Genomic DNA, 12748 nt, shown 5'->3' on the forward strand with positions numbered 1-12748 from the left:
TCAGAAGTGAAACGCCGTAGCGCCGATGGTAGTGTGGGGTCTCCCCATGCGAGAGTAGGGAACTGCCAGGCATCAAATAAGTGAAGAAGCCCATCCTGCCGGATGGGCTTTTTTGCGTCTGCAGGGAATAAAAACTGCCGGAGGTGACCTCCCGCCTTATCCGGCCTACAAAGGCGTATCACGACACAGCAGCTATCTTCTTATCCATTGCGTAACAAAATCGGCAACTTGCTGTATATCGTTGATATCTAACAATGGAACATCCACCGCAAGCGGAATATCACTGGCAACCGCGATAACATAGTTGTCTATCGCCAGGTCCTCTGGACTGTGCCCGCAACCGTCGCGAAAAAGAACGATCTTAGCAACAGGTTCATGCTTAAAGCCTTCAACCAACACCATATCCAATGTAGAAGCATCCATCCTGCTTACCAGGTACGCTAAATCCAGTTCGGGCTCTTCCGGGGTCTCTACCATTAATGCCCAGCGCTGCTGGCTGGCGACCAGGGTTTGTGCTGCACCGGCTTTGCGTAGCTCATAGCTATCTTTGCCGGGCTTATCAACATCCATATTGTGATGAGTATGCTTAATCAATCCGGGACGAATGCCTCTGGCACGTAGCTCCGGGATCAATTTTTTAAGCAGCGTAGTTTTTCCCGTTCCGCTCCATGCTGCTATAGCGAGTAATGGGATCATGGTTTGTCCTGCCATTTTGCAAGTTCTTCAGGGGTGTTCACGTTCACGAACGCATCTTTATGATCGCTGAAATCGACAGCATGACCGCCAGCCTGGCGCATAAAGACCATGACGCGTCTTTCACCGGACTGAAGATAATCCTGTAGCAAGGGTTGCATGGTGCGGTGCATTAGCGCAATGGTCGGATGATCTCTTTCCCCATCATGCACCCAGACAACCGGTGCAGCTTTGCGCTGTTCCTTCAAACGTTTGACCAGATCGCGAGGAATATAGGGCATATCGCATGGGCAGAACAGAAACCACTCCCCCGCTTGCTGCAGGAATACCGATAGCATCCCGGCCAGTGGGCCAGGGAAATCGGCCAATGAATCAGGGATAACTTTTAGGCCGCTTTGTTGGTAAATATCCCGGTGGCGATTGGCATTAACCACCACGGTTTCGACCTGTAAAGCGAGGGTATCGGCTACGTGCCGCCAAAGAGGTTTACCGTCCAACTCAAGCAGACCTTTATCGGTTCCGCCCATCCGTCTGGCCTTACCGCCTGCCAGCACAACCCCTGTTATTGCACTATCCAGAATCACTGATATCGCCTCTTTTAATGTGGGATTGACCCTGCTAACGTATCTGTATTGAGCCTAAGGAGCACAACCATGAAATGTAAACGTCTGAATGAAGTTATTGAACTCCTCCAGCCGGCCTGGCAGAAGGAACCCGATCTTAACCTGATGCAATTTTTACAGAAACTGGCGCAAGAGTCAGGTTTTGACGGCGAACTGGCGGATTTAACTGATGACATTCTGATCTATCACCTGAAAATGCGTGACTCGGCGAAAGACGCCGTCATCCCAGGTATTCAGAAAGATTATGAAGAAGATTTTAAAACCGCACTACTCCGCGCACGTGGCGTAATTAAAGAGTAAAAGCTTGTAATCGCCACCACCGAAAGCGCTGCGAAATGATATCCTGAATCATTCGTAGTATTTTCCGGATGATGGGATGAACGACAACGCTTTTAATTTCCAGACGCTACACCCGGATACCATCATGGATGCACTGTTTGAGCAGGGGATCCGGGTGGACTCCGGGCTTACCCCGCTTAACAGCTATGAAAACCGTGTCTATCAATTCCAGGACGAAGACCGTCGACGCTTTGTCGTTAAGTTTTATCGCCCTGAACGTTGGTCTGTCGAGCAGATCCAGGAAGAGCACCAGTTTGCTCTGGAACTGGTAAGCGATGAAGTCCCGGTAGCTGCACCGCTGGTACTAAGCGGCCAAACGCTGTTAAGCCATCAGGGTTTCCATTATGCGATCTTCCCCAGCGTCGGCGGGCGGCAGTTTGAGGCCGACAATATCGATCAGATGGAGGCGGTGGGGCGCTATCTGGGGCGTATGCATCAGACCGGATGCAAGCGTACTTTTGCCTTTCGCCCGACGATTGGCCTTGAAGAATACCTGACTGAGCCGCGTAAGCTTTTTGAACACGCACAGTTGATCCCATCAGGGCAAAAAGCGGCTTTCCTGAAGGCAACGGATGCGCTTATCGCGGTCGTTACCGAACGCTGGCATGCACGTTTTACCACGTTACGTCTGCACGGTGATTGTCATGCCGGTAATATTCTGTGGCGCGATGGTCCGATGTTTGTCGACTTAGATGATGCCCGCAATGGCCCGGCTGTTCAGGATTTATGGATGCTCCTCAATGGCGATAAAGCTGAACAACGCATGCAGCTTGAAACCATTATCGAGGCGTATGAAGAGTTTAGTGAGTTCGACACCTCTGAAATCGGACTGATAGAACCTTTACGCGCTATGCGTTTAGTTTATTATCTTGCCTGGCTAATTCGACGTTGGGCTGACCCTGCGTTTCCACAAAACTTCCCGTGGTTAACCGGGGAAGATTACTGGCATCGTCAGACCGCGACCTTTATTGAGCAGGCAAAAATTCTGCAAGAGCCCCCCTTACAATTAACGCCAATGTATTAATCGGAGAAATTTGAACATGAAAAAATTATGGCTGGCGCTGGCTGGTATGGTTTTAGCTTTTAGCGCATCTGCAGCGCAGTTCCAGGATGGCAAACAATACATCACTCTGGAAAAACCTGTTGCAGGTGAACCGCAAGTGTTGGAGTTCTTCTCCTTCTACTGCCCGCACTGCTATCAGTTTGAAGAAGTTCTTCACGTCTCTGATAACGTGAAGAAAAAACTGCCTGAAGGCACCAAGATGACCAAGTACCACGTCGAGTTTCTGGGGCCTTTGGGCAAAGATCTGACGCAAGCTTGGGCCGTTGCTATGGCGCTGGGCGTTGAAGATCAAGTAACCGTTCCGTTGTTTGAAGGGGTTCAGAAAACCCAGACCGTTCAGTCTGTAGCTGATATCCGTAAAGTGTTTGTCGACGCGGGTATTAAAGGTGAAGACTATGATGCGGCATGGAACAGCTTTGTGGTGAAATCACTCGTGGCGCAGCAGGAAAAAGCGGCGGCTGATTTACAGTTGCAGGGCGTTCCGGCAATGTTCGTAAATGGCAAATATCAGGTAAATCCGCAGGGCATGGATACCAGCAGCATGGATATCTTTGTACAACAGTATGCGGATACCGTGAAGTATCTGGTTGGTCAGAAGTAAAAGCAAAAGCCGGTCACTTGTGCTGACCGGCTTTTTTATTTGAGGCTTTAATCGCGTCGAGCTGCGCGTCTTTCTCACTCCACAGCGTATTAAGCCATAGCTGAAACCGACGCTTGAATCCCTTATCGTTCACGTAATCACCGTGTAACTCTTCATGAATTGGCTCCAGATTTACCCGCACGACAATACGCGTTAGCTTACCGCTCAGCATATCGTAGAACGGTCGGCTGCTATTTTCCGGATAGCACAACGTGACGTTCAACATTTTATCGAACTGTGACCCCAGTACGTTCAATGCCATCGCAATACCTGCCGCCTTTGGAGGAAGCAAGTTTTGATAAGGAGAGCGGGTTTGCTCACATTTCTCTTTGGTAAAGCGTGAACCTTCGACAAAATTCACAATAGTTGTCGGGTGTACGCGAAACTTCTCGCAGGAACGACGCGTTGTTTCGACATCTTTACCGCGCCGCTCTGGATGACGGAGTAGGTAGCCACGCGAATAGCGTTTCATAAACGGCATATCCAGCGCCCAGCAGGCCAGGCCAATAAAGGGCACCCAGGCCAGTTGTTGCTTGAGGAAATATTTATTCATGGGGATGTGCTTACGGAACAGAACGCAAAGCACAACGATGTCAGCCCAGCTGTAATGGTTACAAATGAGCAGATACCAATTTTTCTTGCTAAGACCTTCCAGTCCCTCGACATCCCACTTCAGTCGCGGATTGAGGTGTAGCAGTAGCGCCAGACCTTCACACCAGCAGTACATCATGAAATTACAGAAGACAGAAACCTTGCGCCAGACAACGGGAACGGGCAAAAGGAGTTTTACAACTCCGGCAAGGATGATCGGCACAGAACAAAAAATCGTGACCAATATGGTCAATACGATACTCAGCAACAGCGTTATCGCAGCGAGTATTCTCGTCATAATTAAATTATTCAAAAGGTTAGCCATAGATAGTGCGCTAAAGAGGCGCAAGGGGCTGATTTTATCAGAAAACGAACCAAATGATGGATCTTCCCTGAATAGAAAAAAAGGGAATATCTATCCACATCAGGATATAAGCTGTATAAATGGAATAAAATGCTACGCATTTATTTAAGCTTCTGAAATATATGTATAAATAAAATGATGTGTTAATTTTATTGCTATATTTAAAGAGCTGAAAATTATTTATTCACAAAGTTATCCACAGTCTTCTTTGCGAGCAAAGCAGAAGATCTACAAAAGTTTTTCGACAAATGCGGCGAAAAACTCATGTTTTCATCCTGTCTGTGGCATCCTTTACCCATAATCTGATAAACAGGCACGGACATTATGGTTCAGATCCCAGAAAACCCACTTATCCTTGTAGATGGCTCCTCTTACCTGTATCGCGCATACCATGCGTTCCCGCCGCTGACTAACAGTGCAGGAGAACCTACTGGCGCGATGTATGGTGTCCTCAACATGCTGCGTAGCTTGATTCTGCAATATCAGCCGACCCATGCTGCGGTGGTATTCGACGCTAAGGGTAAAACCTTCCGTGATGAGTTATTCGAACACTACAAGTCACACCGCCCACCCATGCCGGACGATCTGCGTGCGCAGATTGAGCCTCTGCATGCGATGGTAAAAGCGATGGGGTTGCCACTGCTGGCTGTTTCGGGCGTGGAAGCAGACGATGTCATTGGTACGCTGGCGCGGGAAGCAGAGAAGGTGGGTCGTCCGGTGCTGATTAGTACCGGTGATAAAGATATGGCTCAGTTGGTGACGCCGAATATCACCCTGATCAACACCATGACCAATACGATCCTCGGCCCGGATGAAGTGGTGAATAAATATGGTGTTCCACCAGAACTGATCATCGATTTCCTGGCGCTGATGGGGGATTCCTCAGATAACATCCCTGGCGTTCCTGGCGTAGGTGAAAAAACCGCGCAGGCTCTGCTGCAGGGGCTGGGGGGGCTGGATACCCTCTATGCTGAATCAGACAAAATCGCGGGGCTGACTTTCCGTGGTGCGAAAACTATGGCGGGCAAGCTTGAGCAGAATAAAGAGGTAGCGTACCTCTCTTATCAATTAGCTACCATCAAAACGGATGTTGAACTGGAGTTGACCTGCGAGCAGTTGGAAGTACGTCAGCCGGCAGCGGATGAACTACTTGGCCTGTTTAAACAGTACGAATTCAAGCGTTGGGTTACTGACGTTGAAGCGGGTAAATGGCTACAGGCGAAAGGAACGAAGCCGGCGGCAAAACCACAGGAAACTATCGCCGTCGATGAAACGCCTGAGGGGCCGGCCACGGTTCTCTCGTATGATAACTATGTGACAATTCTGGATGAAGCGACGCTGGAAGAGTGGATTGCGAAGCTGAAAAAAGCGCCTGTCTTTGCCTTCGATACTGAAACTGACAGCCTGGACAACATCTCCGCGAATCTGGTTGGCCTGTCTTTTGCCATTGAACCGGGTGTGGCTGCATATGTTCCTGTTGCCCACGATTACCTGGACGCCCCCGATCAGATCGCTCGCGACCGCGCGCTGGCATTGCTGAAGCCGCTGCTGGAAGATGAGAACGCGCATAAAGTCGGGCAAAACCTGAAGTATGATCGCGGTATCCTGGCGAACTATGGCATCGAACTGCGTGGTATCGCCTTTGACACCATGCTCGAATCCTACATTCTTAACAGCGTCGCTGGCCGACACGATATGGACAGCCTCTCGGACCGCTGGCTGAAACATAAAACCATCACCTTTGAAGAGATCGCCGGAAAGGGCAAAAACCAGCTGACCTTTAACCAGATAGCGCTGGAAGAAGCCGGACGTTACGCTGCGGAAGACGCCGACGTTACGCTACAGCTCCATCTCAAAATGTGGCCAGAATTGCAGCAGCATAAAGGACCGTTGAACGTCTTTGAAAATATCGATATGCCGCTGGTTCCTGTTTTGTCTCGCGTTGAGCGCAACGGTGTGAAAATCGATCCGGCTGTTCTGCACAAACATTCAGAAGAGTTGACGCTGCGTTTGAACGAGCTGGAGCAAAAAGCGCACGAGATCGCCGGAGAAGCGTTTAACCTCTCTTCCACCAAGCAACTGCAAACTATCCTGTTTGAAAAGCAGGGTATTAAGCCGCTGAAGAAAACCCCTGGCGGCGCGCCATCAACGTCGGAAGAGGTACTGGAAGAGCTCGCGCTCGATTACCCATTGCCGAAAGTGATCCTGGAATATCGCGGCTTAGCAAAACTGAAGTCGACCTATACGGATAAGCTTCCGTTGATGATTAACAAGAAAACCGGGCGCGTGCACACCTCCTATCACCAGGCGGTGACCGCTACCGGGCGCTTGTCATCTACGGATCCAAACCTGCAGAACATCCCGGTACGTAATGACGAAGGTCGTCGTATTCGTCAGGCGTTTATTGCGCCAGAAGACTACGTGATTGTCTCCGCAGACTACTCACAGATTGAACTGCGTATCATGGCGCATCTCTCGCGTGATAAAGGTCTGCTTACAGCGTTTGCCGAAGGGAAAGATATTCACCGCGCAACGGCTGCGGAAGTCTTCGGCTTACCGCTGGATTCCGTGACTGGTGAACAACGCCGCAGCGCGAAAGCCATCAACTTCGGTTTGATCTACGGGATGAGTGCCTTTGGTTTGGCGCGCCAGTTGAATATTCCGCGTAAAGAAGCACAGAAGTACATGGACCTCTACTTCGAACGCTACCCTGGCGTGCTGGAATATATGGAACGTACCCGTGCACAGGCAAAAGAGCAAGGTTATGTCGAAACGCTGGAAGGGCGTCGTCTCTATTTACCGGATATTAAATCCAGTAATGGCGCTCGTCGCGCTGGTGCAGAGCGCGCGGCAATTAACGCCCCGATGCAGGGTACTGCCGCAGACATTATCAAACGAGCCATGATTGCGGTGGACGGATGGCTGCAAACCGAGCAACCACGTGTGCGCATGATCATGCAGGTACACGATGAACTGGTGTTTGAAGTGCATAAAGATGACCTCGAAAGCGTCTCTAAAAAGATCCATCAACTGATGGAAAACGAGACCCAGATTGATGTGCCGTTGCTGGTGGAAGTCGGTAGTGGCGAAAACTGGGATCAGGCGCACTAAGGGTTTACTGAATAACGCCCCTTTTTCGTAACTAAGCAACATAAGATAGAACTTTTTGTGATGTCCATTAGAATTCCCTATGTAAGGAATGAAAAAAAATTACAAAAAGTGCTTTCTGAGCTGCTCAAAAAAGAGTAAAGTTATTCACGTAGGGTACAGAGGTAAGATGTTCTATCTTTCAGACCTTTTACTTCACGTAATCGGATTTGGCTGAATATTTTAGCCGCCCCAGTCAGTAATGACTGGGGCGTTTTTTATTGTGCGAAAGAAAAGTTTCGTACAGGCTGTAGGCCGGATAAGACGCGCAGCGGCGCTATCCGGCATATCGGTGGGTTATTCCCCGTCCTGCATCTCTTCAATCGGCGCCAGTTCACTAAACCAGCTATCCAGCTTCTGCCGAAGTTTGTCCACGCCCAGTTTTTTCAGTGATGAAAATGCTTCTACCTGTACATCACCGTTAAATGCCAGTACGGCTTCACGTACCATATTCAACTGGGCTTTGCGCGCACCGCTGGCCAGCTTGTCTGCTTTAGTCAGCAGTACCAGAACCTGAACGTTGCTCTCAACCGCCCACAGGATCATCTGCTGGTCGAGGTCTTTTAGCGGGTGACGAATATCCATCAGTACCACCAGACCTTGCAGGCTCTGACGTTTTTCCAGATATTCAGCCAGCGCGCGCTGCCATTTGCGTTTCATCTCTTCCGGAACTTCGGCATAACCGTATCCTGGCAAATCGACCAGGCGTTTGCCGTCAACGACTTCAAACAAGTTGATGAGCTGAGTACGACCCGGCGTTTTCGATGTACGCGCCAGACTCTTTTGATTCGTCAGGGTATTTAGCGCACTGGATTTGCCTGCGTTGGAACGGCCAGCAAAAGCCACTTCGATACCGGTATCGGAAGGTAGGTGGCGAATATCAGGCGCACTCATCACAAAGTGCGTCTGTTGATAATTCAAGTTAGTCAAAGCAGTCCTCTCCATCAATCAGGGCTTTGCAGCGATTATACCTGAACCCCAGCAAAAGGCTGGTTTTTCGGCGCGTAGGCTATGTAAGTAAAAACCTCGCACTTTGTGAGACATTGCCGATAGTTTCTATACGAGATGACAGAGTAAAAAATGACGTAACTAAAATAAATCATATAGTTAAGATAAGGCACTATTCTTAAAGTCCGAAATTGTTACCCAGGTTACTTGTACGTTTAAACCAAAGCGGTAAAGTAACGCCCATAGCGAGGAAGCTGACAGGATAGTCGACTCAGGATGAGGGTCAGGAGCGCCAGGAGGCGAAGACACAGGATTGTCAGGGAGACAAACGTCTGGAGACGTTAGTAAAAGGAAATGGAAACAACACGGAATGTTTCAGGCTAAGGGAAAAACAGGGTGTGTTGATAGCCAACAGGGATTGTAGAGCCCGTAAGGGTTGAGAGTCAGGAAAAAAGGCGACAGATTACTCTGTCGCCTTTTTTCTTTATTTCTGCTAGATTCCGGCGCAATTATATACTGAATAAAACAGCCAAAGACGAATCATGATGAAACCAACTTCTACACCACGCGGTAAAGGTCCTGCAAAAGCGCGTCGTAAAACACGCGAAGAAATTAATCAGGAAGCTCGCGACCGTAAGCGCCAGAAAAAACACCGTGGTCATGCGGCGGGTAGCCGTGCGTCCGGTAGCGAAGGCGCATCTGGTGGCGGAAACCAAAATAAGCAAAAAGATCCTCGTATTGGCAGCAAAAACCCCATTCCATTGGGCGTGACCGAAAAAGTCACCAAACAGCACAAACCGAAGAGTGAGAAACCTATGCTTTCACCACAGGCTGAGTTGGATTTACTGGAAACGGATGAGCGCCTGGATGCGCTGCTGGAGCGTCTTGAAGCAGGAGAAACCCTGAGCGCGGAAGATCAGACCTGGGTTGATGCCAAGCTGGACCGCATTGATGAGCTGATGCAAAAGCTGGGTCTTTCTTACGATGACGAGGAAGAAGAGGAAGAGGAAGAAAAGCAGGAAGACATGATGCGTCTGCTGAAAGGCGGCAACTAACGGTTTTACACCGTGGGTCTTCCCGTCCTGCTTATAACCCTTCCGGTTATATGTTATCTGGTGTGGTTATTCGTTAAACTACAGCGGTTGTCGCGGCGACAGAAGTGGCTGCGCAACCGGCTTATCACCCGCACTGGGGTTAAGCCGGTACGCCGTACCCGCCAGAGACGCCATCGGAAGGAGTGAGCATGTCAGAGCAGTTAATAGACTGGGACCTGGCCCTGATCCAGAAATATAACTATTCCGGGCCACGATATACCTCGTACCCGACCGCGCTGGAGTTTTCTGAAGACTACGGCACAGAAGCATTTCTAAAGGCCGTGGCGCGTTATCCTGAGCGTCCGCTCTCGCTGTACGTTCACATCCCGTTTTGCCACAAACTGTGCTACTTCTGTGGCTGCAACAAGATTGTGACTCGCCAGCAGCATAAAGCAGATCAATATCTCGATGCCCTGGAACAAGAAATTATCCATCGCGCACCGCTGTTCGCCGGACGCCATGTCAGCCAGCTGCACTGGGGCGGCGGCACGCCAACGTATCTGAATAAAGCGCAAATCAGCCGTTTGATGTCACTGCTGCGTGGCAATTTCAACTTTAACGACGATGCCGAAATCTCGATCGAAGTGGATCCGCGTGAAATCGAGCTGGATGTCCTTGATCATTTACGCGCTGAAGGTTTTAACCGTTTGAGCATGGGAGTGCAGGACTTCAACAAAGAAGTTCAGCGCCTGGTGAACCGTGAGCAGGATGAAGAGTTTATCTTTAAGCTGCTGAATCATGCGCGGGAGATTGGCTTTACCTCAACGAATATCGATCTGATTTATGGCCTGCCAAAACAGACGCCAGAGAGCTTCGCCTTTACCCTGAAACGCGTGGCTGAGCTGAATCCAGACCGTCTGAGCGTCTTTAACTACGCGCACCTGCCGACGCTGTTTGCTGCCCAGCGCAAGATTAAAGATGCCGACCTGCCCAGCGCGCAGCAGAAGCTGGATATCCTGCAGGAGACCATCTCTTCACTGACCGAAACTGGCTATCAGTTCATTGGCATGGATCACTTTGCCCGCCCGGATGACGAACTGGCCATTGCTCAACGCGAGGGCGTTTTGCATCGCAATTTCCAGGGCTATACCACCCAGGGGGATACCGATCTGCTGGGGATGGGCGTATCGGCCATCAGTATGATTGGCGACAACTACGCGCAGAATCAGAAAGAGCTGAAGCACTATTACCAGCAGGTAGACGAGCAGGGGAATGCGCTGTGGCGCGGAATTGCCCTGACCCGCGACGACTGCATTCGTCGGGATGTTATTAAGCTCCTGATCTGCAATTTCCGCCTCGACTATGCCGCCGTGGAACAACAATGGGATCTGAACTTCGCTGACTATTTTGCCGAAGACCTGAAACTGCTGGCACCGCTGGCGAAAGATGGGCTGGTGGATGTGGATGAGAAGGGGATTCAGGTTACGCCGAAGGGGCGTCTGCTGATTCGTAATATTTGCATGTGCTTCGATGCATATCTGCGCCAGAAAGCGCGTTTGCAGCAGTTCTCGCGCGTTATTTAGCCGGGTTGCCCGGTGGCGCTTCGCTTACCGGGCCTACGAAATCTCAATACGTAGGTCGGGTAAGCGAAGCGCCACCCGACAAACCCGCTAGCTGAACAGCCCAACCAGCGCCGCACACAGCACGGCGGCAACCGCAGTTTGTGGCGTATGGCTTTCAACCGCACCGCTCGATAGCAGATTTATCATTGATTCCAGCATGATGACTTCCCCCCGTTTGCCGGGCACGATCATACTTAACTCATCGGAACAGTAAAGCGCAAAATAGCAGCAATTTGCGCTCAATTATCAATCTTTACACAGTGACCGATCGTCACTCCATTCCGAGTTCTTTTAACTTACGCGTCAAGGTATTACGGCCCCATCCAAGCAGGCGTGCGGCTTCCTGTTTGTGCCCCTGGGTATGACGTAGCGCGGTGGTCAGCAGCGTGCGCTCCATCTCCGGTTGAGCCTCTGAAAGCAGGTTTTGATGACCGGAACGTAATGCCCGATCCGCCCACTGTGCCAACAGGGTTGCCCAGCTGTCTGGCTGCATATGGGACGGTGCATCAGGCACGGTGGTTTCAAACAGTTCGGTCGGTAAGTCCTGAATGAGTACTTCCTGTCCGGCGGCCATTACGGTTAACCAGCGACAGGTATTCTCAAGCTGACGCACGTTTCCCGGCCATGACAGACGGGTGAGCGCCGCCTCGGTTTCAGTGTGTAATTGCTTGGCTTCTACTCCCAGTTCGCGGGCGGCCTCCTGCAGGAAATGACGCGCCAGGCGTGGGATATCTTCCCGACGTTCGCGCAGTGGCGGCAGATGTACCCGGATGACGTTCAGGCGATGGAATAAGTCCTCACGGAATTTGCCTTCCTGCACCCGCAGTTCCAGGTTCTGGTGCGTGGCGGCGATAATACGTACGTCCACCTTCACAGGCGCATAACCGCCAACGCGGTAAAACTGTCCATCGGCTAATACGCGCAATAAGCGTGTCTGCACGTCCAGCGGCATATCGCCAATTTCATCGAGGAACAGCGTACCGCCGTCTGCCTGTTCAAAGCGCCCCTGACGAATCGTATTCGCCCCGGTAAACGCCCCTTTTTCATGGCCAAACAGCTCAGACTCGATCAAATCTTTCGGAATAGCAGCCATGTTCAGCGCGATAAACGGTGCTTTGACGCGCGGGCTATGACGGTGCAACGCATGGGCGACCAGCTCTTTACCGGTCCCGGACTCTCCGTTAATCAATACGCTGATTGAAGAACGGGACAGGCGACCAATAATGCGAAAGACGTCTTGCATTGCCGGTGCTTCGCCGATGATGTCGGTTGTTGGGCCGTTGATTTGAATATTACGCGGCTGCTGCTGTTCCTGATAATGGCTGATGGCGCGTTCGACCAGCGCCACGGCTTCATCAATATCAAAAGGTTTGGGCAGATAATCAAACGCCCCTTGCTGGTAGGCGCTGACGGCAGCATCCAGATCGGAGTGTGCGGTCATTATGATGACCGGAAGCATCGGATGCCGCTGTTTGATCTGTTTTAACAGCGTCAGGCCGTCCATGCCCGGCATGCGGATATCCGACAGCAGTACGTCCGGCGTTTTGCTGGCCAGCGCGTCCAGTACCTCTTTACCACTCTCAAATGTAGTGCAGCTTAGTCCTGCCCCTGCGAGCGCACGTTCAAGCACCCAACGGATGGAACTATCGTCATCAACTACCCAGACTATTCCTCGTTGCATAAA

Annotated in this window: 14 protein-coding genes and 1 pseudogene; 9 read left to right on the plus strand and 6 right to left on the minus strand. The window is 50.8% G+C overall.

Annotated features, from left to right (window positions below; genetic code table 11):
- Window positions 1–192 precede the first annotated feature (192 nt).
- Together mobB and mobA are read right to left on the minus strand one after the other, a co-directional pair.
- Complete coding sequence (gene mobB, locus OGV65_RS03465; protein WP_235117418.1) at window positions 193–711, minus strand: molybdopterin-guanine dinucleotide biosynthesis protein MobB; 519 nt, start codon at window positions 709–711, stop codon at window positions 193–195.
- Window positions 693–1277, minus strand: coding sequence for a molybdenum cofactor guanylyltransferase MobA (gene mobA / locus OGV65_RS03470; RefSeq protein ID WP_047357798.1), 585 nt, complete (start codon window positions 1275–1277; stop codon window positions 693–695). Before mobA ends, mobB begins: the two co-directional genes overlap by 19 nt.
- 69 nt (window positions 1278–1346) lie before the next feature.
- On the opposite strand from mobA, the gene OGV65_RS03475 reads away from it, so the two are divergent.
- From OGV65_RS03475 to dsbA, 3 genes are all read left to right on the plus strand, one after another.
- Window positions 1347–1616 carry a YihD family protein gene (locus OGV65_RS03475; RefSeq protein WP_003028616.1) on the plus strand — a complete coding sequence of 90 codons (270 nt, stop codon included), beginning with the start codon at window positions 1347–1349 and terminating at the stop codon, window positions 1614–1616.
- A 76-nt stretch (window positions 1617–1692) separates the two neighbouring features.
- Window positions 1693–2679: a serine/threonine protein kinase gene (locus OGV65_RS03480; RefSeq protein ID WP_235117419.1), complete on the plus strand. Its 987-nt coding sequence runs from the start codon at window positions 1693–1695 to the stop codon at window positions 2677–2679.
- A 16-nt stretch (window positions 2680–2695) separates the two neighbouring features.
- On the plus strand, window positions 2696–3319 hold the full coding sequence (dsbA, locus tag OGV65_RS03485) for a thiol:disulfide interchange protein DsbA (protein ID WP_016155156.1): 624 nt from the start codon (window positions 2696–2698) through the stop codon (window positions 3317–3319).
- Between the two features lie 13 nt (window positions 3320–3332).
- Here dsbA and yihG read toward each other — a convergent pair whose 3' ends face one another.
- A complete protein-coding gene (gene yihG, locus OGV65_RS03490) occupies window positions 3333–4202 on the minus strand; it encodes a 1-acylglycerol-3-phosphate O-acyltransferase, YihG family (RefSeq protein ID WP_235117441.1) in 870 nt (289 codons plus the stop codon).
- Between yihG and OGV65_RS03495 the strand changes: the two genes are divergently transcribed.
- From OGV65_RS03495 to spfP, 3 genes are all read left to right on the plus strand, one after another.
- Window positions 4087–4422 (plus strand): hypothetical protein, encoded by a 336-nt coding sequence (locus tag OGV65_RS03495; RefSeq protein WP_019077950.1) that lies wholly within the window; start codon window positions 4087–4089, stop codon window positions 4420–4422. The two genes, yihG and OGV65_RS03495, sit on opposite strands and share 116 nt — an antisense overlap.
- 215 nt (window positions 4423–4637) lie before the next feature.
- Window positions 4638–7424, plus strand: a complete 2787-nt coding sequence (gene polA / locus OGV65_RS03500; RefSeq protein WP_235117420.1) for a DNA polymerase I — start codon at window positions 4638–4640, stop codon at window positions 7422–7424.
- Window positions 7425–7590: 166 nt separating this feature from the next.
- A complete protein-coding gene (gene spfP, locus OGV65_RS25470) occupies window positions 7591–7638 on the plus strand; it encodes a small protein SpfP (protein WP_071892919.1) in 48 nt (15 codons plus the stop codon).
- A gap of 119 nt (window positions 7639–7757) precedes the next feature.
- Here the strand turns inward: spfP and yihA are convergent, their stop codons facing one another.
- Window positions 7758–8390: a ribosome biogenesis GTP-binding protein YihA/YsxC gene (gene yihA, locus OGV65_RS03505; protein WP_005121851.1), complete on the minus strand. Its 633-nt coding sequence runs from the start codon at window positions 8388–8390 to the stop codon at window positions 7758–7760.
- A 209-nt stretch (window positions 8391–8599) separates the two neighbouring features.
- Between yihA and OGV65_RS03510 the strand changes: the two are divergent.
- From OGV65_RS03510 to hemN, 3 genes and pseudogenes are all read left to right on the plus strand, one after another.
- A pseudogene (locus OGV65_RS03510) lies at window positions 8600–8848 on the plus strand (hypothetical protein).
- A 105-nt stretch (window positions 8849–8953) separates the two neighbouring features.
- Window positions 8954–9463: a Der GTPase-activating protein YihI gene (gene yihI / locus OGV65_RS03515; protein ID WP_019077947.1), complete on the plus strand. Its 510-nt coding sequence runs from the start codon at window positions 8954–8956 to the stop codon at window positions 9461–9463.
- Window positions 9464–9651: 188 nt separating this feature from the next.
- Window positions 9652–11025, plus strand: coding sequence for an oxygen-independent coproporphyrinogen III oxidase (gene hemN, locus OGV65_RS03520; protein ID WP_049282322.1), 1374 nt, complete (start codon window positions 9652–9654; stop codon window positions 11023–11025).
- Window positions 11026–11112: 87 nt separating this feature from the next.
- On the opposite strand, the gene OGV65_RS03525 is transcribed toward hemN, so the two are convergent.
- Window positions 11113–11223: a YshB family small membrane protein gene (locus OGV65_RS03525; protein ID WP_003028631.1), complete on the minus strand. Its 111-nt coding sequence runs from the start codon at window positions 11221–11223 to the stop codon at window positions 11113–11115.
- Between the two features lie 112 nt (window positions 11224–11335).
- A complete protein-coding gene (glnG, locus tag OGV65_RS03530; RefSeq protein WP_047357802.1) occupies window positions 11336–12745 on the minus strand; it encodes a nitrogen regulation protein NR(I) in 1410 nt (469 codons plus the stop codon).
- Between the last annotated feature and the right edge of the window lie 3 nt (window positions 12746–12748).

Origin of the sequence: Citrobacter sp. Cb004 (assembly GCF_030337065.1) — a bacterium.
GTDB lineage: Bacteria > Pseudomonadota > Gammaproteobacteria > Enterobacterales > Enterobacteriaceae > Citrobacter > Citrobacter braakii.